This is a genomic window from Enterococcus sp. AZ129, from assembly GCF_051714505.1.
Lineage (GTDB): Bacteria > Bacillota > Bacilli > Lactobacillales > Enterococcaceae > Enterococcus > Enterococcus faecalis.
In genome coordinates, this window is record NZ_JBIORY010000001.1 from 652,867 (window position 1) to 678,257 (window position 25,391).

Consider the following 25,391-nt stretch of genomic DNA (forward strand, 5'->3'; position numbering starts at 1 on the left):
TTTGACGTATTCTTATAACAAGGGAGTGAAAGGGGACGATATATGGATTTCAAGGAATTATTGTCTTTTGAACATAAAAATATGTTGGAATTGTTGGATTTACTGCAACAAGAGCAGACATTTTCTGTTTTGATGGCTGCAGAAAAACTAAAGGTGAGCGACAAAACCATCCATTGTTACATTCAACGTTTTGAAAAAAAGCAGGAAACGTTTAAGATAGAAGGGCTTTGTAAGATTTATACAACGACCAAAGGAATTGTAAAATATCGTGAATTATGCGTTTGTGGCTTGGCTCGATTTAGACAAAAATTTTGTTATTTTATTCCCGAATTTTATATTTTACGTTGTCTAATTGAAGAGCGAATCAATTATGCGCAATTGACCCAGGTATTGGGATTACAGGAATCAACTCTTCGGAAGAAACTGTCTAATATTCGACGTTGGCTAGTTAATTTTGATATTATTGTACGTCAAAAACATTACGATTTAACTGGCAATGAATGGCAAATTCGACAGTTAATCCTTTGTTTTTATTTGTTTTTTCAAGAAAGCTGTCTGGAAGAAAACAGAGAAATGACTCGGAAAATCATCACCTTTTTTGAGTTGGATTTAAATGTGGCACAACAGAATCATCTTAGTTGGCTAATTTATATTTGGGAGAGACGGTACCGAGACGGGCATGGAATTTCAGTGCCAAATGCTAATTTATTTCAACAAACAAGTGCTTTTTTTTATTTATTTCGTGTGGAAGTGTTGAGCACTTCTTTTATGTCTCTTAAAGAACAAAAAGCGTTATTTGTGATTCTTGAAGCACATTTTGGTGGTTGCTTTGGCAAGAAAGCGCGAAAGTATTTTATTCATGAGCAAATGAAAATAGAAAGTTTATGCTTAAAAACAGCTATTTTTATTATGAAAGAAATTAGGAGAAATTTTACACAACATCATTTTAATTATCAAGAAATTCATTTATGTCGATTTTTAAGTACGCATATGAATAGTTTATTAGACGGACAAGCATGGTTGCCAGCTCATAAACAGGAACAAACACTCGCTGCTCGTTATCAACAAACCTGGCACAGATTACAAAAACTTATTAGGCTTTTAAAACGCCTATATCCAGTCTTTACTTCAGTAAAAGAACGGGAATTGACGAGTTGCTATTTTTATCACATCCTAGATTTATTTAACCCGATTTTATATGAAAAAAAATATATTATTTGCCTATTGACGGACTTTCCTCCAGAAAAGGAACAAGCGTTGGGGCAATCTATAAAAAGCTATTTCAGTGAAAAAAAGAATATTACAATTATTCATGGAAAACCAGCGTATCAACTTCACCAAGCACACCTCTTAATTGTCAATCATTTGTTTCAGATGAACGTAGCGCTTTCTTCTGAGACAGTTGTTTATTTGCCAGAGGAATTATCTCCTGCTTTTTTTGAAAAAGTCGAAGCGAATCTACCGTAAGAAGTCCAATTTTGTCTAAATAGTGTTAAAATGAAGAAGTAAGAGGAATGGATGAGGAGGATATTAAAATGAAACAACTGCAATTTGGTACAAGTGACGAAACTGTTTCTTCGGTTATCTTAGGATGTATGCGCTTAAATGGTGCTGAAAATCCTCAACAGGTAATTGAAACTGCTTATGATCATGGCATTACATTTTTTGATCACGCCGACATTTATGGTGGCGGCGACTGCGAAACCATTTTTGGTAAGGCCTTAAAAGAAAGTGCCATTCGTCGTGAAGATATTTTTATACAAACGAAATGTGGGATTCGCCAAGGCTTTTTTGACTTTTCGAAAGCACATATTTTAGAAGCGGTCGAAGGGAGTTTACAGCGTTTAGGTGTAGATTCAGTCGATGCATTATTGTTGCATCGTCCAGATACTTTAGTGGAACCAGAAGAAGTAGCTGAAGCTTTTCATTTATTAGAAAAACAAGGGAAAGTTCGCTATTTTGGTGTAAGTAACCAAACGCCAGGACAAATTGAACTTTTAAAAACAGCTGTTAAACAACCATTATTAGCCAATCAATTACAATTTGGCATCAAGCATACTGGCATGGTGGATCAAGGCTTACAAACAAATATGGAAATATCAGGAAGCATTGATTATGATCATGGTATTTTAGATTATTCACGGTTGAAACAAATGACTATTCAAGCATGGTCACCGTACCAATATGGTTATTTTGAAGGTGTCTTTATTGGAAATGAAAAATTCCCTGAGTTAAATCAAAAATTAAGCGAATTGGCTGAAAAATATCAAACAACGCCAACTGGCTTAGCCAGCAGCTGGATTCTGCGCCACCCTGCTAATATGCAAGTCATCGCAGGAAGTATGAATCTTGGTAGAATTGAAGAAATTGCTAAAGCAGCAGACATTGTGATTAGTCGCGAAGATTGGTACGATATTTATCGTGCAGCGGGAAATGTTTTGCCGTAAAAAAGATTCTCATACTTGTGAAGATCCAGCGTGTATTGCTGATTGATTTTGGTATTTGATATAGTTGTCACTAAGGAACTATATCAAATACCTTTTTCTTTCATTCTGCAATCGCCGTCTACTGCAAATTCTGTAGTTTTTTGTTAAAATAGAAAGGAAACTAGTTTGCTAAAGATGAGGGGAAAAAAATGACCAAAAAAAAATTATTACTCGTTGATGGAAACAGTGTAGCCTTTCGTGCATTTTTTGCGCTACATAACTCATTAGAACGATTCAAAAATAAGAACGGCTTGCATACAAATGCTATTTATGCATTTAACAATATGTTTGAAAATGTAATGCAAAAAGAAATGCCTACTCATGTTTTAGTCGCTTTTGATGCAGGGAAAACCACATTCAGAACAGAATTTTATTCAGAATATAAAGCCGGACGTTCAAAAACACCGGGGGAATTTAAAGAACAAATGCCGTATATTCGTGAACTTTTAGAAGGTTTAGGCGTAAAATATTATGAACTACCTAACTATGAAGCAGATGATATTATTGGTACATTAGCCAACAAAGTTGATAAAGATGAATTTGATGTTGTTGTGTTATCAGGGGACCGAGATTTGACACAATTAGCGACGGACACTGTCAAAGTAGATATCACTGTTAAAGGAGTTAGCGATATTGAATCATATACGCCTGAGCATATTGCTGAAAAATATGATGGATTAACGCCTAAGCAAATTATTGATATGAAAGGGTTGGCTGGCGACACGTCGGATAACATTCCAGGTGTAACGAAAATCGGTGAGAAAACCGCGATTAAGCTGTTAAAACAATATGGCTCAGTTGAAGGGGTTTATGAGAATATCGATGAAATGAAAAAAAGCAAAATGAAAGAAAACTTGATTAATGATAAAGAGCAAGCCTTTCTTTCTAAACGTTTAGCGACAATTGAAGTCAATGCACCAGTCGAAGTCAATGTGGAAGACTTGGCATATGAAGGGAAAAACTTAGAAAAATTGGTTCCTTTTTATAAAGAAATGGACTTTAAACAATTTTTAGCTAAGTTGGACATTACAGAAGAACCTGTTGAAATGGAAGATATTTTATTTGAAGTAGTCGAAGATCAGTTAACCAATGAAATGTTTACAGACGATATGGCTCTTTATGTTGAGATGATGGAAGATAACTATCACACGTCACCGATTGTCGGCCTTGCTTGGGGCAACGACAAGAAGATTTATACCACGAATAATTTAGCTGTTTTTGAAAGTCAGCCATTTATTGATTGGTTGATGGATGAGACACGTAAAAAAAATGTCTACGATGCTAAACGGACGTACGTTGCGTTAAATCGCTATGTAGGAAAAATGACAGGGATTGCCTTTGATGTTTTATTGGCTGCTTATTTACTTGATACCAATGACAATAACGCTGATATTGAAGGTGTAGCACAACATTACGGATATGATGCGATTCAATCTGATGAAGCCATTTATGGAAAAGGGGCCAAAAAAGGCTTGCCAGAGGACGAAGAAGTTTTCTTTGGTCATTTAGCACGTAAGATTAAAGCAATTCAATTTTTAACAAGCAAATTAGATAGCGAATTAACAGAAAAGAATCAAGCTGATTTATTCTATAAAATGGAATTACCACTTTCTCGTATTTTAGGCGATATGGAAATAACTGGGATCCGTGTTGATGCCACGCGCTTAAAAGAAATGCAAGTAGAATTTTCAGAACGCTTGAAAGAAATCGAAGAAAAAATCTATGCAGAAGCTGGCGAAGAATTTAACTTGAACTCACCTAAACAATTAGGCGTTATTTTATTTGAAAAAATGGGTTTACCTGTGATCAAAAAGACGAAAACTGGCTATTCAACAGCGGTAGATGTTTTAGAACAACTAAAAGAACAAGCACCAATTGTGGCAGATATTTTAACTTATCGTCAAATTGCCAAAATTCAATCAACCTATGTTGAAGGACTCTTAAAAGTAATTCAGCCAGATAATAAAATTCATACTCGGTATGTACAAACACTGACACAAACAGGACGACTAAGCTCAGTAGATCCTAATTTACAAAACATTCCTATCCGTTTAGAAGAAGGCCGAAAAATTAGAGAAGCCTTCGTACCAAGAGAGGATAATTGGTTGATTTTCTCTTCTGATTACTCTCAAATTGAGTTACGTGTGCTCGCGCATATTTCTAATGATGAACATTTAAAAGAAGCGTTTGTGGAAGGACAAGATATCCATGCCAGCACTGCAATGCGAGTTTTCGGTGTTGAAAAAGCAGAAGATGTCACACCTAACATGCGTCGTCAAGCTAAAGCGGTGAATTTTGGAATTGTCTATGGTATCAGTGATTATGGCTTGTCTCAAAACTTAGGCATTACTAGAAAGCAAGCGCAACAATATATTGACACCTATTTTGAAAAATATCCAGGCGTGAAACAGTACATGGAAGAGATTGTCCGCGATGCCAAAGACAAAGGCTATGTGGAAACATTGTATCATCGCCGTCGTTATTTAAGTGATATTAATTCAAGAAACTTTAATCTACGTTCGTTCGCTGAACGTACAGCGATTAATACACCGATTCAGGGAAGTGCCGCAGATATTTTAAAAATTGCGATGATTGAAATGGCGCGTCGTTTAAAAGAAGAAAAATTACAAGCGACAATGTTATTACAAGTGCACGATGAATTAGTTTTTGAAGTACCAGAATCAGAATTAGAACAATTAAATCAACTCGTCAAAGAAGTGATGGAGCACGCAGTTTCCTTACATGTGCCACTTATCACCGATAGCAGTTGGGGAAAAACATGGTATGAAGCAAAATAATAGCTTACCCATTAAGAACGATGAATAAAATAAGGATAAGTAGGATCTGGACGTTGATATCTAAGCGTTCAGACCTCTTTATATAAAGGAGCAAAAATAATGCCAGAATTACCAGAAGTAGAAACAGTGCGAAAAGGACTTGAAAAACTTGTTGTAGGAAAAACCATTCAAGAAGTCATTGTTTTTTGGCCAAGAATTATTGAATCACCAGAAGTTGATGTATTTCAAGGTCAATTAGCTGGTCAAACGATTGAAGGGATTGAGCGAAGAGGAAAATTTCTGATTTTTAAATTGTCTGATAATGATATGATTTCTCACTTACGAATGGAAGGTAAATATGAATTTCATCAGGCTGATGATGAAATTGCCAAACATACCCATGTAATGTTTACTTTTACAGATGGCACGCAATTACGTTATTTAGATGTACGCAAATTTGGGCGTATGACATTGGTTCCTAAGAATCAAGGTCATCAATATAAAGGGATTTTAGCTTTGGGCCCAGAGCCAACACCAGATGTTTTCCAATTAGCTACTTTTCAACAAGGCTTGAAAAAGCATCATAAAGCAATTAAGCCATTGCTATTAGATCAAAAGCTAGTGACGGGCTTGGGGAATATTTATGTAGATGAAGCACTTTGGCAAGCGCAAATCCATCCAGAGCAACCAGCAGATTCCTTAAAACCTGCGGAAGTTGCTACGTTGTATCAAGCAATCATTGACGTCTTGGCACGCGCTGTTGAAGCAGGTGGAACCACCATTCGCACCTATCTAAACGCGTTAGGAGAAGCAGGGACTTTTCAAGTAGCGTTGAATGTCTATGGGCAAACAGGCTTACCTTGCAATCGTTGTGGTACGCCAATTGTTAAAACAAAAGTGGCACAACGTGGTACGCATTATTGTCCACAATGCCAACAATTGAAAGGTCGTCGATTGAAATGACAAAAGTTTTAGGCATTACAGGAGGGATTGCGACAGGTAAAAGTACGGTTGTTGCTCTTTTTAAAAAAGCAGGTTATCCAATTGTTGACGGCGACATTATCGCCCGCGAAATTGTTGCAAAAGGGCAACCAGCCTTAGCCGCAATCGTTGAAACTTTCGGACCAGAAATAGTATTAACAACTGGTGAATTGGATCGGAAAAAATTAGGACAATTAATTTTCGCTAATCCTCAAAAAAGAGAGCTATTAAATGAAACGTTGAAACCTTTTTTAAGAAAAGAAATTTTACGTCAAATTGAAGAAGCTAAAAAGAAAGCCGCCCTTGTTATTGTTGATATTCCTCTCCTTTATGAAGCTCATTATGAGGCGATCATGGATCAAGTTGCTGTGGTATATGTACCAGAAAAGATTCAAAAAGAGCGTCTGATGGCCCGAAACCAATTAACAGAAGAAGAAGCACAACAACGAATTGCTAGCCAATGGCCGATTGAAATGAAAAAAGAACGAGCAGATATCGTGTTTGATAATCAAGGAACTAGAGAAGAAACGGAACAACAAGTGAAGAAGTGGCTAGAGGAACAAACTGAAGAGAAGTGAATATTTTTTTAATGGCGTAAAATATTTTGAAAATTTCAGAAAAAACAGTGAAAGTCTTTGTTTTTATTAAAAAATGGCAAAGATTCAACGAAGAACCAGTTCTAAAGACCTAGTAATAGCGCAATTTCATGTTATAATATAGGCAACAAAAATTATACAGAATAGAAGAGGTGAACGTTATGCGTTGTCCAAGATGTCATCATAATAATTCCCGTGTTATTGATAGCCGTCAAGCAGATGATGGACGTGCAATTCGCCGTCGTCGTGAATGTGAAAATTGCAGTTATCGGTTCACTACATTTGAAAGAATTGAAGCGGCGCCATTACTTGTGATCAAGAAAAATGGGGATCGTGAAGAATTTAATCGTGATAAAATTTTGCGGGGGCTCATTCGCTCTGCGGAAAAAAGACCCGTTGCTATGGAACAAATGGTTCAAATTGTCGATAATGTTGAAAATCGAGTGCGTAGTTTAGGGGAAAATGAAGTCTCTACAACGCTTATCGGTGAATATGTGATGGAAGATTTAGTCAATCTAGATGAAATTGCCTACATCCGCTTTGCGAGTGTTTATCGACAATTCAAAGATATGAGCGTGTTTTTGAAAGAGTTACAGGACATTGTCGACAAAGCAAAATCTTCTTCTCCTGACTCAGAAAATTAAAAAGGAGGTCTTTCTTTGAAAGGAAATCGGCAAAGAATCCAACCAAAAAATATTTTTCAAGCAGTTATTGATTCACCGCTTTCTGATCAAGAGAAAGAGGTTTTAACCTTTTTATATCAACCAATTGTCGGCGCCAATGCGTTTAGTTTATATTGGCTTTTGTTATCTGAAACAACAGACTCAGAGGAGAATGGCTCGCTGTTTCATGCAGATTTAATTAGTTTGCTGGACTTGAGTTGCCAACAATTAGAAGAAGCTTGCTACAAATTAGAAGGCATTGGGTTGCTAGAAACGTATAAAAAAACAGATCGGGAATTAGGAGATTGTTATTTATATTATTTAAAAGCACCTGAAACAGCCGCTCGTTTTTTTAAAGATGAAGTGTTAGCTTTAGTGTTATTTAATCGGGTTGGACAACGGAAATTTGATCAATTAGTGCAAAAGTTCCAACCGCATCCTACTAAAACAGAGGGCTATCAAAATGTTTCCGCTAGCTTTCAAGAGGTTTATGCCTTTAAAGAAGAACAAATTGTTTCCGAAGCGAACCGATTGACAACGATTCAAGAAACTTTTTCTCAACAAGAAAAATCGAAGAAAATTTCTGTATCAACGGATTCTTTTGATTGGCACTATTTTGTGGAAGGTTTGCACCGTTTAGGTTTACAACTGCCTGAAGATGAGGCTAGTTTTCAAGAAGAAGTCTATGTTTTTCATCAATTATATGGCATCAATGAGTTAGATATGGTAGACTTTGCTTCGAAATCATTTGACTATTATACAAGTCGAATTTTGCCTAAGGAATTAGTGCGAACGATTCATCAAGCGTTTGATCCTGATAAAAAACCACAACCAACAAACGTAGTGACAAACAAGCAAGCACAATTGACGGTGGAAGAGCAACAAACGTATCGATATAACTCATTAAAAATGAATGGTTTTTCTGAACTGGATATTCAAATGATTATGGATAGTGAAAAGAATCCGCCTATTCAATATTTAGAAGCTTTAAAAAATAGTCGAGGCGGCTATACGACACCACAAGAACGTTCATTAGTGAAATATTTGGTTGCCAAATCAGGCTTACCGACTAGTGTGATTAATATTTTGATTAACTATGTTTACAACATTCAACAACAACCGACTTTAAAAGCGGAGTATGTGAATCGAATTGCGAATGAATGGGGACAAAGTGGCATTCATTCACCAGAAAAAGCAATTGAACATGTCAGAGAATTGGCAAAACAAAGCCAAACCAAACAAAAACAGCGACAACAAAATTATTCAGGGAAACGCCAAACTGTTCGACAAGAGCGATTGCCAGAATGGGCTGATCAGCCAAACGATGAAACAAAACTTTCCCCAGAAGAACAAGCCGAGTTAGATCGCCAAATTCAAGAATTTTTAAACCAAGGAGGTGACCAATGATGGAAGACGTAGGAAAAGAAATGTCAAAAATTATCCAGAAGCGTGACATCAATGAACGATATGAAGAGCTGGTTAACGAAGTATTGAAAGATCAAGATGTTCAAGCCTTTATACAAGCAAACCGAGAGCGTTTAACCGATGAAGATATTCGTAAAAGTTATGCTAAGCTGTATGAATTTGTTCAAGAAAAAAAGAAATTTCAATTAAACGATCCGGCAATGATTGCCCCCGGCTATGAGCCAAGATTAATGTTGAATTTTCATTACATTGATGTAACATATGTCCCAACGGCTGATTTAATCGCCCGTCAGAAGGAAGAAGAAATTCGCAATCGAGTAAGGGCAATGGACATGCCAAAAGATGTCCGAGAAGCAAATTTACGAGATTTCGATCCATCTTCTCAAGGTCGAGCCAAAGCGTTAGCAGAAGCAATGCAATTTTTAAGAGAATATCCTGCGACACCAAAAGAGTTTCATAAAGGGCTTTATTTACAAGGCCCCTTCGGTGTAGGAAAATCTTTCTTATTAGGTGCGATGGCTAATGCTTTAGCAGAACGTGGATTTACTACGACAATTGTTCATTTTCCAACATTTACAGTAGAAATGAAACAAGCCATTGGTCGCGATCAAGTTGGTGAAAAGCTCGATGCAGTAAAAAAATCCCCTATATTAATGATTGATGACATTGGTGCGGAATCCATGACTAGTTGGATTCGTGACGACGTTTTAAGCGTAATCTTGCAATACCGAATGCAAGAACAATTAGTTACTTTTTTCTCTTCCAATCTAGATTTAAAAGCTTTAGAAGAGCATTTAACCGTGACGCAACGAGGAGAACAAGAGCCGCTAAAAGCCAGACGAATTATGGAACGTGTGCGTTATCTGTCAAAAGAGATTACGATGACAGGAAATGATCGACGAAACGGTTAAAGCAATCCTTTTATTTTTATGGATTGCTTTTTTTCTTGCGCTTGAAGAGGTAGCGTAAGTTTCGCAAAAACAAGTACTTTTGTGTACACTGACAATAAAGAAGTGAGGAAAAGAGGCGTAACAATGAAGAGAAAACTTTGGATTTTTATTGGGGTATTCGTGGTGCTTCTGGGAGGATATTTTCTTTTGTTTAGAGAAAAATCCTATAAAGTAGAGGTGGAAAAAGTGAATCCAAAAATTCAACGCTTAATGTCGACAGACAAACAACATTTTTTAACAAAACATGAATTTCACACAAAAGAAACAGCTGAACGCAAAGATTTGTTGAAGTTTTTTATTGAAACCCGGCTCAAAACAGACGGCGGTTTTTTAACCAATTATTTACCAGATGCTGAACGCAAAGATGTCGCCACAGGACATGAGTTGCTAAGTGAGTCTTCGGGTCTATATTTGCGTAATTTAGCTTTTGATACGCAGGGACGTTTTGATAATTTTTACAAGCAGACGAAAGGCACCTTTTACGACGGCGTCCAATTTAGTTACCGAATTGACGAGCAAGGCAATAAGTACAATGTCAATGCCTCGATTGATGATTTACGGATCATTCGTTCATTAATTGAAGCAGGGGGGCATTTTAAAACAGATCAGTATGATCAAGAAATTAAAAAATTAGGCAAGAGTTTTATGAAAACCTCTATGAAAGATAATATTCTAATTGATTTTTACGATAGTAAATCAAAACAACAGTCTTCAGAAACTTCTTTGTTTTATATTGACTTAATTACGTTGGGTTATCTATACAAAGAATTTGGGATTTCAGCAGACTACTTGCAGTATCATTACCAATTAATAGACGATGGCTATATTTCTGATGATTTACCTCTTTATCAAACGAAGTTTAATCATCAAACAAATAAATACGAAAACAACGGAACACTTAATATTATTGAATCTTTATTAACGATTGTCCATTTAAGTGAAGTGGGTATGGCGAAGCAGACTAGTATTGATTTTGTGCGAAAACAAGTTCAGCAAGGAACGCTTTTTAACTCGTATGATTTAAATGGATCGCCCGTGGATAAAAATCAATCTGCAGCCAGTTATGCGATAGCGGCTTTAATTGGTGTTGCCGAAAATGACAAAGAGTTGTATCGTGCGGCAATTACAGTACTTAATAATTTTCAAATTATGGATTCAAGCAGTCCGATTTATGGAGGATTTGGTGATAAAGTTACGAAACAAGTCTATTCCTATAATAACTTAATGGCTCTTTTGGCCTATGATTTCTAGATGAGGTGAAAGCATGGAAAAGATCAAAAAACACATGAACTCGGCTTTTGAATGGTTGAGTCGTTATATTTCTCCAAGTCTTTTGGCCGTTTTAGGGATTGGGTTAGTGACAAGCATTTTGTTATTTGTTTATCCGATTAATGGCTTGGGAGATAATGGCGAGTATTTTCGTGTGTTAAATTCAAATAGTCTTTATCGTGTCAATGGTGATAGCTACGACAATGTGGCCTATTTTGTTAAGGACTTTTCAATTATGCGTTATTTTAATGAAACAACGACGCACTTTGTTTCCACTCAACAATTTTTCATTACCGTTGCCATTTGGCTTAATAAACTTTTTTATAGTCAGACACTTTTCGATATTCGTTTCTTAGGTTTCGTTTATCTTAGTTGTTTTTTAGTGTCAATTTATATTCTGGTACGAGGCTTAACCGAAGGCGTGTCTTTGAAAAAAAGTTATCTTATCTCTTTGTTGGTTATTTTCATCTTGGGGGATACCTCCTATACGATTTATTTTAATTCCTTTTATACAGAAGCGACGAGTTTTTTACTTTCTGTGAGTGTCTTAGCATTTTCAGTCTATTTTTATCGGGTGACGAAACCACGAACTTGGCTCAGAAGAATAGTTTTAGTTATCTTGGCACAAGCAGTAGTACTTTTAATAGGAACAACACGCCAAGAATATTTGCTGATTATTGGCGTAATTATTGCTGGATTAGGATTTTTTGTCTACTTGTCACAACGTTACCAACGATTGTCAATGACGGCCTTTTTAATTGCGTTGATTGGTTTTACAACATTAGCGGCTTTTATCGTTCCTAACGATATCTATGAACGTGATGTCTACCACAGTATGACGCGCGGTGTAATGAAGGATAGTAAGGTTCCAGATAAACGGATGTCAGAGGGCGGAATCAACCCGCAATATGGGTTACAAAAGGGACGTTCCTACTTTGAAGAATACAGTCCTGTGTCACCAACTTCTGAACAAATGAAAAAAGATTTTTTTGATAAAACGAGTTTTGGATGGGTGTTATTGAATTATTTAAATTATCCATCTGAATTATGGCACGGACTGAATTCAGCGGTCCCAAATGTTTACTTAGTAAAGCCTAATAATGTGGGGAATTTTGAGAAAACGACGGGGCGTGCACCGCTGGAACAATCTAAATTTTTTATGGTGTATAACCGTATTAAAGCCAGTTTTTTTCCTAAAAACTTTGCTTTCTATCTATTATTAGGCGTGATCCTGTTTGGTTTATATGGCATTGGTTTATACAGAGGACTCAAGAGAAACGAACCCAGATTAATTTTTCGCTTTTTTTTAATGACAGGGATTTATCTTAATTTATTAGTTGTTTTCATTTCAACAATTATTATTGATGGGGATAGTGACTTAGTACGTCATTTGTTTTTAGTCTCAGTATTTTTAGATTTTCTCTTGTTACAAATTGTTTCTGATGTTATTGGTAAACGAATGTGGCAAGATACAACACCACAAGTCATTGGGGAGGTAGAGGGAATTGAAAAATAAACAATATCTTATTGGCTGGGTGTGTTTCTTACTCTTTTTCGTTTTTTGTGGCTTTGCCAAACCGGCGCTGGCTGCACCAAGTAAACATGTCTTACTTGTCTATGACAGCTTGAATATTGCTGGGAAAAAAGAAAATGATGTGGATGCTTTACAACGAGTGTTGACGAGTTTTGGAGTAGAAGTTCAGAGTGTGGCGGTGTCAGATTATGTGCCTGGCGAATTGCTAAATGATGGCTATGACAGTTTGATTTCAATGGTGAATTGGCCTGAACAAGCCGGCGTTATTGCCTCTGATTTTCTAGCAGATCGAGTTCATTTCAAAGGCAAACAATTACACATTGGTCGAAACATGCGTGACGATGAAAAACAATATTTTAGCGGTACGTGGAAAGAATTAAGTCATCGTCAATATCGGTTAGAAGATGAAAAAAACCGCTTTTCTCAAGTATTGCCTTTTCAAGATCAATCAGTTGTGCTGGAAAATACGCAAGGTCAGACAGTTGGTCGATTAAAAACACAAGAATTAGCACCAGAAGAATATCCATTTGGTGTAATTGAGAATGGGCATGCTTTTCTCCCAATGTTTGAACGCAAAGGCGCTGTTTTTTTAGAAAGCTTGGACGTGATTAGTCAATGGCTGGAAAGTGAAAAAATGTCACGGCCGTTTTTGACGATTTCTGATTTTAACCCGTTAAGAGATATGTCTGTGGCAACCTATTTGCAAGAAGAATTAGTTAAAACCACGTATCCTTATATTTTATCCAGTACGAGCGTTTCACAAAACAATACGATTTTACCTTATAAACTATTTACGAATGCGTTACGTGCATTTGCTTCGACGGGGGTTATTTTCTTAGAAACACCGGTCGTTAATAATGTTGATTTAAATGACCAACGTGCCTTGAAACAATTGATGGCGCAGCAGATTAGTTTATTGGTCGACAGACATGTCTATCCAGTAGGCATTTCTGCTCCAGGATATTGGAATCAAGACCTTCAATACCAAGAGGATGGTCTAGCAATTAGTGATACAGTGATTCTAAGAGAAAATCCGCCGATTGAACGTGTTTTTTATCGGAACCAAACGGGAGAATCAATCACTTATAAGAATGCTTTGTTTGATTTACCGTATGATTATTTATCGGGGATTGAATGGACGGATAAAGATAATCCGAATGACTATCGATTTCCAATGCCGACCACCATTAGTTTTTCATTTCCAAATTCTAAAAAAGAAGTGGATCATCTAATTCAAGAAGTCAAAGAAGCACCAATAGTGTTTAGTGTTTCAGAAGCGGATCAACATTTCACTGTTCAAACACAAACGCAGAAAATCGAATTTCGGAATAATCGGTTCTTCTTAAACAATCAAATTGTCAATGGTTTGGCTGATACAGGGGCCTCAACAGTTGAAAAACAACGATTTACAGGGTTATTTTCATTCTTTTTCAGTATCACAAACAATATTTTGATTGGCGTTGTTACACTGACTTTAATCATCCTGATTATTTTGTTTATGATTGGACGAAAGAATTATCGGTCGAAATATATTAATAAGGAGGAAGACAAATGACCATTGCTGACATTGTAATGTTAACAGCAACTATCATTATTTGGAGTCTACTAATTGTAAATATTCTCTTAGTTATTTTTGGCTATGTTTATTATTTAAAAACAGATCCTGTCGCACCGCCACCTGTAGAGGACGAAGATGCACCGTTTGTTTCAATTATGGTGCCGGCCCATAATGAAGGAATTGTCATTGTGCGGACAGTTGAAGCGTTATTGAATTTTAATTATCCGCAAGATCGCTATGAAATTATTGTGATTAATGATAACTCAAGTGATAATAGTGCTGAACTTTTAGCTAACGTCCAAAAAAAGGCGGTTAATCGAAATTTGCAGATTATTAATACAGACAATATAACAGGTGGGAAAGGTAAGTCTAATGCCTTAAATATTGGTTTCAAGCAAGCCAAGGGGGACGTGATTGCCATTTATGATGCGGACAATACACCTGAACCGAATGCACTCCGTTATTTAGTTGGAGAGTTAATCGCTAGTGAGGAATACGGCGCGGTTATTGGTAAATTTAGAACGAGAAATCGCAATGCAAGCCTGTTGACACGCTTTATTAATATCGAAACACTTGCCTTTCAATGGATGGCACAAGCCGGTCGTTTTCAATTATTTAAGTTATGCACGATTCCTGGCACAAATTTCATTGTTCGTCGCAGTATTATTGAAGCCATTGGCGGCTGGGATGACAAAGCGTTAGCCGAAGATACAGAAATCAGTTTTCGCATCTATATGATGGGCTATAAAATTAAGTTTCAACCAAAAGCAGTGACGTGGGAGCAAGAGCCGCAAACTTTGTCTGTTTGGTTCCGGCAACGGACGCGATGGGTCAAAGGCAATATTTATGTGATTGTTAAAAATGCTAAGTTATTGTTTAATCCTAAAGCGAGTCGGATTCGTTTTGATATTTTATATTTCTTGTCCATTTATTTTCTCTTAATGACATCGCTCGTTTTGTCTGACATCATGTTAGTTTTATCAATGTCTGGTTACTTAACAACGACCTTACAAGGATTTAGCAATTCCTTATGGTTGTTAGCGATTTTGTTATTTATTTTCAGTACTTTTGTCAGTATTACAACCGAAAAAGGCGAAATGACTTTAGAGAATATCTTAATTATTGCCTTGATGTATATTACATACAGTCAGATGTGGCTAGTAGTCGCCGCTTATGGCATGGTGATGTATATTAAAGAAAATGTTTTTCATAAACAAACACAAACAAAATGGTACAAAACTGAACGATTTAAATAAGGAGGAAACGTGCAATGAAACAAAAAACAGTCACTTTAATAGGGTTGTTCTTTCTGGCAATTCTGATTGGTGTCGCAAGTCCGAACGTATACGCCGAAAACAAAGAACAAGACAACCATACCTTTACACAACCTTTTCAAAATAAAACAATCTCTTTAACAGGTACTTCTGTCCGTAACACCATGTATTTTACAAAAATTGATTATTGGAACGTTAAAAAAGCATCATTCAATATGACCTACCAAATCACACAATTAAAAAATAATCAGACTTCAGATTTAACTGTGGCAGTGAATGGTGTGAAGTTTTATTCTTGGCGTCCTGAAAATACAACTGGTATTCAACAAAAGACGATTGAAATCCCTTTGGAACTGATTAAAGAGACAAATACATTGACTGTTGAGGGCCAAATTATTAATCAGGCAGGAAACGATATGTATAATTTAATTGAAACTCCGGCAAATTGGTTAACGATGTATGAAGGATCTAACGTAAACTTCCAATACGATTTACAATTACCAGAGAATACAATTCATTCTTTTTATAATCATTTTGTGGGAGCAGACACGATTGCAAATAAACACAGTGTTATTTTGACACCAGAAAATGCATCGGAAAAAGAATTAGCTGCAGCGACCCATGCGTTAGCTGGTGCTGCTCGTTTGATTACTACCTCAGAAGAATTGTTGCCAATGGCTTCTTTGAACAAAGAACAGTCAGCACCCTATCAGTTGATTATTGCCAGCTATGATAAATTACCAGATCAGTATAAAAGTCAAATTGATAGCAAACGTGTGGAGGACCAGGCTGTCTTAAAATTTTTCAATCAACCAGATAAGCATGTTTTAGTAGCTACTTCTAAAGATGAGGACTTACTTGTTCGTGCGGGACGTTATTTAGCCAATTATGAATTAATGACCCAAACAGATAAAGAAGAGACAACAGTTGATGAGAATACCGATACGTTTAGTTCAACTTTAGAATTTGATGGAAATTATCCATTAACCTCAACGGGGGACAAGCTAGAAGGAGCCTATCACCAAGAACAAACGTACTTTGTCAATTTACCAGTGGATCGAAACAATGCCAATGGCAGTCGCGTGCATTTACATTTTAAATACGCTGAAAACTTAGATTTTGATTCTTCTTTAGTGACGGTCTATGCCAATGATAAACCAATTGGCAGCAAGAAATTAAGCGCTGCTCGTGCGAATGGTGATGAATTAAATCTCGAATTTCCAAAGAACTTAGAAATTGCCGATAGTTTTGTTTTAAAAGTTGCTTTTGATTTGAATGTTAAATCACCAGAAGTTTTACGAAATGGGCAGACTCCATGGGCCTTTATTGAAAATAATTCGAATGCGTTTATTCAAACAGAAGAACTGAATGACATATTATTTAATAACTATCCGAACATTTTTATCAGAAGCCGTTCTTTTGCTGATTTAGCGATTTTATTACCAGAAAAAATGGACGACAACTATTTTAAAGTGTTGACTAATTTATTTAACTTAATTGGTAATTATGCTGAAAGTAATGTCGGTGAGATTACGTATTATAAAAAAGCGCCTAAAAATGCGGCATTAGAAAATCATAACTTGATTATTTTTGGTACGCCTAAGGATAATCCGATGATTCGTAAGTTAAACGATCAGTTGTATTTCCATTATGATAAGGACTTCACACGTTTTGTTTCAAACGAGAAACTGAGCATTGAAAAAGATTATGGCAAACAAATCGGTACGGCGCAGTTAATGTTTTCTCCATATAATGCGAAAGCTGCGGCGTTAATCTTAACAGGAGCTAAATCACAAGGTGTCTTTTTAGCCTCTACACAAGTAAATACAGAGAAGAATACTTCTATGTACAAAGGAGATGCCATTGTGGTTGATCCGAACTATCGTCGCTATGATTATCGTTTCAAAAAACGTGTAAGCAACGTTAGCAACGAATCATTAGGTAAACGAATTGTCAATAATCATAAATTAATGATTTATCTATTTGTCTTCTTAATTGGTATGACCATTATTGGATTAAGTGCGTTCTTCATCGTGAAGAAGAATTTGAAAGGTGGGGAATAGAGTGAATCAAAAACGAGTGACCTTACTTTTGGATTTAACTTTGTTGGCAGGAATTGTTTTGGTTGTCGGCACAACCATCTTTATGGCCTTAGGAACGAATGATTTCTTTGTGGACTTAAGTTGTCTATTAATTTCAGTTATCTTAATTATTGTTACCTATTTTGTAGGAATTACAGCGGGGTTAACATTTTCGCTTATATTTATTTTTCTACAATTGACTTATGTTGTATATCAGTATGTCTATCATGATTTGTTTAGCTATGGCTCATTATTTTGGCTAATCATGCCGCCGCTCTACTGTTTAACAATCTATGCAGTGACTTATCAAATTCGTACGATTGAAGAAGAAAATATTCGCTTACGTAAAGAAACTTCACGGTTAAATGCGTTAGATGCAGTAACTAATTTAAGAACAGCAAAAATGTACGAGGAAGGATTCGATTTATTTTCTGACATTTCTACACGTTATGAAGCGCCGTTATATTTAGTCGTGATCCGAGTGGCCTATTGGGAAAGTATTCGTAACTTATTAAGTCCTGAACAAAAAAATGAATTGCTACAAATCGTGACAGCGGCGATTAAAGAGACAACGGATGATCGCTTCTTACCATACTTTATCGACGGCACACCGCCAACTTGGGCGTTATTAATTTTCCGCGATGGGGATGACGGATACACTACTAGAAAAGAATTCAAACAACAAGCTCAAGAGAAATTTGCCCATTCTGAAACCTTAAGGAATATTACTTTGACATTACAAGTTTCCTATACCAAATATGATCCTGCCGAATTTAACAACGCTTCAGAATTTTTAGGGGATGGAATTAATTCTCTTCAATATGATGTTTAAAAAGGAGGCAAACAAATGACTGAAAAAATTGCTGTTTTTACAGGGAAATTAGCAGAGGCTGGTGTGTTAAATGAGACGCAGCCATTGTCAATGCGATTACATTTAGAAAATATCCAAGCAGAAAGTGATCCAGAATCCATTGTGCCCTTATTTTCTCATGGGGTAATTTTAAACATACTTGTTGAACAGTTAGAGGAAAGTATCCCACTGTCTCACTTGAAAAAAGGGACCAAAGTCCGTTTCACAGTCGTGGGCTTGCCACCGATGACTATGTCGATTCCACCGCATGTTGGTGGGCAAGCGATTGAATTGATAGAAGAAATCTAAAAAGCTTCTGCATTAGCTATGATTATTAGCTAATGCAGAAGCTTTTTTATTCAAAGGTCATTCTTTCAATTCGATCGAACGCTTCCTTTAATAAATCTAAATTTTGTGTTGCGGCTAAACGAATGTACTCATCGCCCGTTGTTTCACCAAATGCTTTTCCAGGAATCACTAATACTTGTGTCTCTTTTAAAAGCTTTTCCACAAAAGGAACGGAAGTTAGTCCGGTTTTTTGAATGTTAATGAAGGCGTAAATACTTCCTTTGACTGGATGAAGCGAAAGGAAAGGAATCTTTGCTACTCGTTGGGCCACATACTCTAAACGTGTTTGGAACACTTCAACGATTGGGTTTACAAATTCGTCAAAATGTTGTAACGCATAGATTCCTGCTTGCTGTGACAACGTAGGCGCAGAATACGTAACGCCTTCATTAATTAATTTGGCTACTTCGTTAATATAGTCTGGGGCAATCATATAACCAATACGCCAACCAGTCATTGCAAAGGCTTTTGAAAAGCTACCAAAAGTGATAGTATTTTCTGGAGCAAACGTAGCCATGGGAGTAAACGTTTCTTGGAAACAAAAGGCTTCATAAACTTCATCTGAAAGAATGTATAAATTGTGTTCAATCGCTACCTGTGCGATTTCTCTGAAAGTTTCTTCAGAGAAAACAGCGCCTGTCGGGTTATTCGGTGAATTTAGAATAATCGCTTTGGTTTTAGGCGTGATTTTTTCTTTCAAAAGAGCTACATCAATTTGGAAACCATCTTCTTCATAGGTTGGCAAAAAGACCGGAACGCCATCTGCTAAAAGGACTTGGTCTTTATAAGGAGAGAAATAAGGTTCATGAATAATCACTTCATCTCCAGGATTTAGAATCACTTGTAAGGCAAGGTACATTCCGTGCAGAGCGCCAACTGTGGCCCGGACTTGATTCGGTTGAAAAGATAATTGATAATGTGACTGATAAAACTGAATGACCGCCTCAATGAATGCCTCGCTACCATCAGAAGCGGTATATTTTGTATGCCCATTTTTGGCATCGTTAGCTGCTTGTTCGATAATCCGCTCATCGGTAATTAAGTCAGGGTCACCAATCGATAAATCGATTAAATTTGGGGTCTTTTTCGCCAATGTTGCAATATCCATGAGTAAATTTTCAGTAGGTTGTTGGTAACGTGTTGCGATATTCTTGCGATCCATACCAGGTGCTCCTTTTTATAAAACTTTTCTTAGAAAATCTTGTGTTCTTGGGTTTTGTGGCGCATCAAAAATTTCTTCAGGTGTGCCTTCTTCTTGAATAATTCCTGCATCCATAAAAATGACACGGTCCGCAACTTCTTTTGCGAAGCCCATTTCGTGGGTAACCACCACCATTGTCATCCCTTCAATAGCTAAATTTTTCATAACGGATAGCACTTCGCCCACCATTTCAGGGTCTAAGGCAGAAGTTGGTTCATCGAACAGCATCACGTCAGGGCGCATGGCTAAAGCACGAGCAATCGCTACCCGTTGTTGTTGCCCACCAGAAAGTTGAGCGGGATAATTTTCTTTTTTATCTGATAAACCAACTTGTTCCAGTAAAGAAAGAGCATGTTCTGTGGCTTCGGCAGCGGCTTCTTTTTTTACTTTAACAGGACTAATCGTTAAGTTTTCCAAGACATTTTTATGCGGGAAAAGATTGAAATTTTGGAATACCATGCCCATTTTTTGACGAAGTTGATCAATGTTGGTATTTTTATCTAATAAATTTTTTCCTTCAAATTCAACGCTGCCACCAGTTGGTGTTTCTAATAAGTTCAAGCAACGTAAAAAAGTACTTTTACCACTACCAGAAGGGCCAATAATTACGACAACTTCACCAGCTTCAATTTCTAAGTCAATTCCTTTAAGTACTTCATTTTTTCCGAATGTTTTCTGTAAGTTTTTAATGTTAATCACTAGTACTCATTCTCCTTTCAGCAACACCTAATAGACGTGAGATAGTAAAGGTTAGGACGAAATAAATCAACGATACAATTAAGTAAGGTAGGAAGGGTTTAAAACTTGCTCCTTGAACGTTGCCAGCTTGGAAAATTAGTTCTGAAACACCAATGACTGAAACAACGGAAGATTCTTTAATTACTGTAACAAATTCATTGCCTAACGCTGGTAAAATATTTTTAATAGCTTGTGGGAAAATGATGTATCGCATTGCTTGGTTTTGATTCATTCCCAAAGAACGAGCAGCTTCCAATTGTCCTTTATTAACTGCCTGAATACCAGCACGAATAATTTCTGCTACATATGCACCACTGTTTAAAGAAAGAGCAATACAACCAGCTGCTACTTTTGATAAGTCTAAACCAAGAACGCCTGTCCCAAAATAGACAATAAAAATTTGAACAAGCAAAGGAGTGCCACGAACATATTCAATATAAGCAATGGCAATGCCACGTAAAATTTTGGAATTGGCTAACTTCATTAAGGCAAGTAATGCCCCTAAAATGGCACCAAACAAAACACCAATGAAAGCTAGGAAAATGGTATAGCCTGCACCGTTAAGGTAGAACTTTCCATACTTTTGTAAAAAGCTTTGATCTTTTTGGAACATTAATTGATTGGCTTCTTTTTTATAACCGTCCATTAATTTTTGATCATTAATTTGTTTAATAGAGGCATTTACTTTTTCCGTCAAAACGGGCGCATCTTTAGGAAAAGCAACGGCAGTATCTTTTGAGCCTTTTTCAAAGGTAACATCAGCAAAAGCTAAATCCTCATTTTGAGAAACATAGGCTTCGCCAACCGGTTCTTCCATAACGACTGCATCTAATTTATTATTTTTTAGATTCATAATTAAATCTGGAATTTTTTGAAGAGAAGTAGGGACAGCACCGGTTAATTCGGTTTTAATTAATTCTTCTTGTGTCGTTTGCTTTTGGGCACCTGCACGAACGCCTTCGAAATCTTTAGTGGAATGAAATTTATCTTTGTCTTCTTTCCGAACAATGACTCTTTGTTGAACGTTCATATATGGTTGAGAAAAAGCTACTTCTTTTAATCGTTCAGGCGTTGGCGACATGCCAGAGATGACCATGTCAATCTTGCCAGTTTTTAAGGCCCCTAACAGAGCATCGAAGCCTAGTTCTTCGATTTTTAATTTAACGCCTAAATCGTCGGCAATTTTTTGAGCAATAGAAATATCAAAACCGACAATTTTATCTTCACCATCTACTTTTGCATGAAATTCATAAGGGGCATAGTCTGCGGATAGGCCGACAACTAGTTCTCCCTTTTGGATGATTTTGTCATAGACTGGATCGTTTTCGGCTGCAAAAGTTTCTTTAATAGGTAATAATGAGAGCAACAAGAATAAAATTGGTAAAATCGTCTGTAGCCATTTTTTACATTTGGTCATTTGCGTAAACTCCTTTTTGTATTATTTTTATAAATATTCAAAAAAAGCGAATAAATGTATAAAAATTTATTGTGTTATGATGTGGTTTATCATATCATAGAATATGTAAAAGGAAAAGTAGTAGAGTTGAAAAAATACAACTTTTTCAAAAAAATTTTCAAAAGTCAAAAATGAAGGGGATTTTCAAGATGGAACAATCATTAATTGTGAGAGGGACACCACAAGAGTATCTTTGCGAAATTGGTTCGTGGGAATTATTAGAAGGACAACTATTATGCAGAAATATTCATCGTGTATTCATTTTACACGGGACTGAGTCATGGCAAGCGGCAAAACCGTATTTTCCGACGTTTCAAAAAGTAACAGCTGTTTTTGAAAACTATGGAGGTGTTTGTACAGATCAACGTGTGCAAGAGTTAGAAGCGCAAGTGCTGGACAATCATTTAGAGGCCATCGTCGCTGTCGGTGGAGGAAAAGTGGCCGATTTGGGCAAAGCCATAGCACACAAAATGGCGTTACCGGTAATTATTTTACCCACTTTAGCAGCTACTTGTGCACCGTGCACGCCATTGAGCGTAATGTATCGAGAAGATGGAGCAATGGAACGGTATGACGTTTTTCCGCAAGCAAACGCTTTGGTGTTGGTAGAACCAAGAGTGTTATTGCATTCGCCTCGGTCCTTAATGGTGGCAGGTATTGGGGATACATTAGCTAAATGGTACGAAGCAGATGCGATTATTTCGCAGTTAGATGTCCAAGTGTTACCTATTCAAGTTTCTCATTTTGCCGCGGAAAAATGTCGCGATATTTTGTTAAATGAAAGTATCAATGCTTTAAAAGCGATGGAAGAGCAACAATTAAATCAATCGTTTATTGATGTCATCGAAACGAATTTAATTATTGGTGGAATGGTGGGTGGCTTTGGCGATGATTATGGTCGGACAGCGGGTGCCCATTCCATTCATGATGCACTAACTTTGCTGCCAGCTAGCCATCGACAATTGCATGGAAACAAAGTGGCGTATGGTGTGTTTGTTCAATTAGCCATTGAAGAGAAATGGCAAGAAATCGATGAATTGATTCCTTTCTATCACCAACTAGGTTTGCCTATTTCTTTAAAAGAAATGGAGATGGACTTAACTGAAGCCGAGTATCAAGAAGTAGCAGAACGTGCTTGTATAGAAGGCGAAACGATTCATTATATGAAACAAAAAATTACCCCTGAAATTGTGAAAACAGCGATGCAAGATTTAGAAAAATATACAGCGACAAAATAAGTGCCAAACAGCAACTAGTTCATTTGAATTATTTGAACTAGTTGCTGTTTTTTAAGGATCCTTTTTTGAAAAAAGAAACCTTGAGAAATCCTTGCAAATTCAATAAAAAAAAAGTATGATGATGGGAGGACAAATTATAGTAGAAAGTAGGGAAATGAATGACGGAACCAGCCATTCGTTATCGTTTAATAAAAAAAGATAAACACACAGGTGCGCGTTTAGGTGAATTAATTACTCCTCACGGCACATTTCCAACACCAATGTTTATGCCGGTAGGTACACTTGCGACAGTTAAAACAATGTCACCAGAAGAATTAAAAGAAATGGGTGCCGGTGTTATTTTAAGTAATACTTACCATTTATGGTTACGCCCAGGTGAAGATTTAGTCGAAGAAGCAGGCGGTTTACACAAATTTATGAACTGGGATCAACCTATTTTAACTGATTCAGGTGGCTTCCAAGTCTTCTCATTAAGTGATATGCGGAAAATCGAAGAAGAAGGTGTGCATTTTAGAAATCATTTAAATGGTTCAAAAATGTTCCTTTCTCCAGAAAAAGCGATCAATATTCAAAATAAATTAGGATCAGATATTATGATGAGCTTTGATGAATGTCCACCATTTGATGAAAGCTATGAGTATGTCAAACGCTCGATTGAACGGACTTCTCGTTGGGCTGAGCGTGGCTTAAAAGCCCATGCGAATCCTGATAGACAGGGATTGTTCGGTATTGTTCAAGGTGCGGGATTTGAAGATTTACGTCGTCAAAGTGCTAAAGATTTAGTGAGTATGGATTTTCCTGGCTATTCGATTGGTGGCCTATCTGTTGGTGAGTCTAAGGAAGAAATGAACCGAGTCTTAGACTTTACGACACCGTTAATTCCTGAAAATAAACCACGTTACTTAATGGGTGTAGGTGCCCCTGATTCATTAATTGATGGAGTGATTCGTGGGATTGACATGTTTGATTGTGTGTTACCAACACGTATTGCGCGCAATGGTACTTGTATGACTTCACAAGGTCGCTTGGTTGTTAAAAATGCCCAATATGCAAGAGATTTTCGTCCGCTTGATGAAAAATGTGATTGTTATGTTTGTCGTAATTATACGCGGGCCTATATTCGTCATTTGATTAAATGTGATGAAACATTCGGAATCCGTTTAACATCGTATCATAATTTATACTTCTTGTTAGACTTAATGAAAAATGTCCGTCAAGCAATTATGGACGACAATTTATTAGAATTCCGACAAGCGTTTTTTGAAGAATATGGCTTTAATAAAGCGAATGCAAAAAGTTTCTAAAAATTAGAGGAAAAAACTAGTTCTTCAAGCATTTTTTTGATACAGTTAGTAGTGTGAATAATGCAGAGTGAGGTGAAACAAATGGGTGGCGGATTTACAATGATTTTTACATTAGTCCTTTTAGGAGGAATGATGTTTTTCATGACACGTTCTCAAAAGAAACAACAACAAGAACGTCAAAAACAACTAAACGCAATGAAAACTGGCGATAGTGTTGTCACAATTGGTGGTTTACATGGTGTTTTAAGTGAAATCAACGAAAAAACAGTTTTAATCGATTGCGAAGGTATTGTCTTAGAATTTGACCGTGCAGCAATTCGAACTGTAACACCTGGAACTGCTGTTACAAATGATTCAGCAGTAACTAGTGTACCAGTCACAGAAGTTGAAGAGACAGTCACAGAAGAAGTAACTGAAGTTCCTGAAACATCAGATCCTTCAAAAGAAAAGAAAGACTAAACGAATCAACTGATTCATTTAATGGTTAAAGAGAGCGGAACAGGCTTTTCAAAGGCGAAACTGTGACCAGTAGTCACACGAGAAAGCCAATAAGAAGAGATAATTCCTATTCCGCTCGTGTCGTTTATCTTAAAATGTAGGACTAGGAAGGTAGGTCATTTGGACTTACGTCCTAAGTCCTTTTTAACTATTAAGTTTACAAAA

The 25,391-nt window shown here is 36.7% G+C and carries 21 protein-coding genes; 18 read left to right on the forward strand and 3 right to left on the reverse strand.

Annotated features, from left to right (window positions below; genetic code table 11):
* The first annotated feature begins 42 nt into the window (after window positions 1-42).
* The 15 genes from IGJ90_RS03175 to IGJ90_RS03245 all read left to right on the forward strand — a co-directional run bounded on the left by IGJ90_RS03175 (window position 43) and on the right by IGJ90_RS03245 (window position 18,752).
* Window positions 43-1,467: a helix-turn-helix domain-containing protein gene (locus IGJ90_RS03175; protein ID WP_002366272.1), complete on the forward strand. Its 1,425-nt coding sequence runs from the start codon at window positions 43-45 to the stop codon at window positions 1,465-1,467.
* 68 nt (window positions 1,468-1,535) lie between these two features.
* Window positions 1,536-2,447, forward strand: a complete 912-nt coding sequence (locus IGJ90_RS03180) for an aldo/keto reductase (RefSeq protein WP_002366273.1) — start codon at window positions 1,536-1,538, stop codon at window positions 2,445-2,447.
* A 188-nt stretch (window positions 2,448-2,635) separates the two neighbouring features.
* Window positions 2,636-5,284 (forward strand): DNA polymerase I, encoded by a 2,649-nt coding sequence (polA, locus tag IGJ90_RS03185; protein ID WP_002361339.1) that lies wholly within the window; start codon window positions 2,636-2,638, stop codon window positions 5,282-5,284.
* Between the two features lie 99 nt (window positions 5,285-5,383).
* The gene (gene mutM, locus IGJ90_RS03190; protein WP_002355756.1) at window positions 5,384-6,226 is read left to right on the forward strand and encodes a DNA-formamidopyrimidine glycosylase; all 843 of its coding nucleotides are present in this window, start codon (window positions 5,384-5,386) and stop codon (window positions 6,224-6,226) included.
* Window positions 6,223-6,822: a dephospho-CoA kinase gene (gene coaE, locus IGJ90_RS03195; RefSeq protein ID WP_002390402.1), complete on the forward strand. Its 600-nt coding sequence runs from the start codon at window positions 6,223-6,225 to the stop codon at window positions 6,820-6,822. The genes mutM and coaE overlap by 4 nt, the downstream gene beginning before the upstream one ends.
* Before the next feature lie 179 nt (window positions 6,823-7,001).
* Window positions 7,002-7,484, forward strand: a complete 483-nt coding sequence (gene nrdR / locus IGJ90_RS03200; protein WP_002381296.1) for a transcriptional regulator NrdR — start codon at window positions 7,002-7,004, stop codon at window positions 7,482-7,484.
* Between the two features lie 15 nt (window positions 7,485-7,499).
* On the forward strand, window positions 7,500-8,909 hold the full coding sequence (locus IGJ90_RS03205) for a replication initiation and membrane attachment family protein (protein ID WP_002366276.1): 1,410 nt from the start codon (window positions 7,500-7,502) through the stop codon (window positions 8,907-8,909).
* Window positions 8,909-9,838 carry a primosomal protein DnaI gene (dnaI, locus tag IGJ90_RS03210; RefSeq protein ID WP_002355760.1) on the forward strand — a complete coding sequence of 310 codons (930 nt, stop codon included), beginning with the start codon at window positions 8,909-8,911 and terminating at the stop codon, window positions 9,836-9,838. The genes IGJ90_RS03205 and dnaI overlap by 1 nt, the downstream gene beginning before the upstream one ends.
* Before the next feature lie 81 nt (window positions 9,839-9,919).
* Entirely contained in the window at window positions 9,920-11,128 is a 1,209-nt protein-coding gene (locus IGJ90_RS03215) for a hypothetical protein (protein WP_438767567.1), read from the forward strand.
* A gap of 13 nt (window positions 11,129-11,141) precedes the next feature.
* Window positions 11,142-12,662 (forward strand): glycan biosynthesis hexose transferase WsfD, encoded by a 1,521-nt coding sequence (gene wsfD / locus IGJ90_RS03220; protein WP_025186562.1) that lies wholly within the window; start codon window positions 11,142-11,144, stop codon window positions 12,660-12,662.
* Window positions 12,652-14,235, forward strand: coding sequence for a hypothetical protein (locus tag IGJ90_RS03225; protein ID WP_002366280.1), 1,584 nt, complete (start codon window positions 12,652-12,654; stop codon window positions 14,233-14,235). Before wsfD ends, IGJ90_RS03225 begins: the two co-directional genes overlap by 11 nt.
* Window positions 14,232-15,494, forward strand: coding sequence for a glycosyltransferase (locus IGJ90_RS03230; protein ID WP_002355764.1), 1,263 nt, complete (start codon window positions 14,232-14,234; stop codon window positions 15,492-15,494). Before IGJ90_RS03225 ends, IGJ90_RS03230 begins: the two co-directional genes overlap by 4 nt.
* A 14-nt stretch (window positions 15,495-15,508) precedes the next feature.
* Window positions 15,509-17,575: a cellulose biosynthesis cyclic di-GMP-binding regulatory protein BcsB gene (locus IGJ90_RS03235; protein ID WP_002366281.1), complete on the forward strand. Its 2,067-nt coding sequence runs from the start codon at window positions 15,509-15,511 to the stop codon at window positions 17,573-17,575.
* A complete protein-coding gene (locus tag IGJ90_RS03240; RefSeq protein WP_002366282.1) occupies window positions 17,565-18,425 on the forward strand; it encodes a hypothetical protein in 861 nt (286 codons plus the stop codon). The genes IGJ90_RS03235 and IGJ90_RS03240 overlap by 11 nt, the downstream gene beginning before the upstream one ends.
* Window positions 18,426-18,440: 15 nt before the next feature.
* Entirely contained in the window at window positions 18,441-18,752 is a 312-nt protein-coding gene (locus tag IGJ90_RS03245) for a hypothetical protein (protein ID WP_002366283.1), read from the forward strand.
* Between the two features lie 46 nt (window positions 18,753-18,798).
* On the opposite strand, the gene IGJ90_RS03250 is transcribed toward IGJ90_RS03245, so the two are convergent.
* The 3 genes from IGJ90_RS03250 to IGJ90_RS03260 are packed head-to-tail and all read right to left on the reverse strand — an operon-like array spanning window position 18,799 to window position 22,147.
* Window positions 18,799-19,953 (reverse strand): pyridoxal phosphate-dependent aminotransferase, encoded by a 1,155-nt coding sequence (locus IGJ90_RS03250; RefSeq protein WP_002366285.1) that lies wholly within the window; start codon window positions 19,951-19,953, stop codon window positions 18,799-18,801.
* A 15-nt stretch (window positions 19,954-19,968) separates the two neighbouring features.
* Entirely contained in the window at window positions 19,969-20,691 is a 723-nt protein-coding gene (locus IGJ90_RS03255) for an amino acid ABC transporter ATP-binding protein (protein ID WP_002355769.1), read from the reverse strand.
* The gene (locus IGJ90_RS03260) at window positions 20,684-22,147 is read right to left on the reverse strand and encodes an ABC transporter substrate-binding protein/permease (protein WP_002355770.1); all 1,464 of its coding nucleotides are present in this window, start codon (window positions 22,145-22,147) and stop codon (window positions 20,684-20,686) included. The genes IGJ90_RS03255 and IGJ90_RS03260 overlap by 8 nt, the downstream gene beginning before the upstream one ends.
* A 170-nt stretch (window positions 22,148-22,317) precedes the next feature.
* Here IGJ90_RS03260 and IGJ90_RS03265 point away from each other — a divergent pair, with 170 nt between their 5' ends.
* From IGJ90_RS03265 to yajC, 3 genes are all read left to right on the forward strand, one after another.
* The gene (locus IGJ90_RS03265; RefSeq protein WP_002366286.1) at window positions 22,318-23,424 is read left to right on the forward strand and encodes an iron-containing alcohol dehydrogenase family protein; all 1,107 of its coding nucleotides are present in this window, start codon (window positions 22,318-22,320) and stop codon (window positions 23,422-23,424) included.
* Between the two features lie 158 nt (window positions 23,425-23,582).
* Window positions 23,583-24,728 (forward strand): tRNA guanosine(34) transglycosylase Tgt, encoded by a 1,146-nt coding sequence (gene tgt / locus IGJ90_RS03270; RefSeq protein ID WP_002355772.1) that lies wholly within the window; start codon window positions 23,583-23,585, stop codon window positions 24,726-24,728.
* Between the two features lie 60 nt (window positions 24,729-24,788).
* Window positions 24,789-25,187 carry a preprotein translocase subunit YajC gene (gene yajC / locus IGJ90_RS03275; protein ID WP_002383336.1) on the forward strand — a complete coding sequence of 133 codons (399 nt, stop codon included), beginning with the start codon at window positions 24,789-24,791 and terminating at the stop codon, window positions 25,185-25,187.
* The last annotated feature ends 204 nt before the right edge of the window (window positions 25,188-25,391 follow it).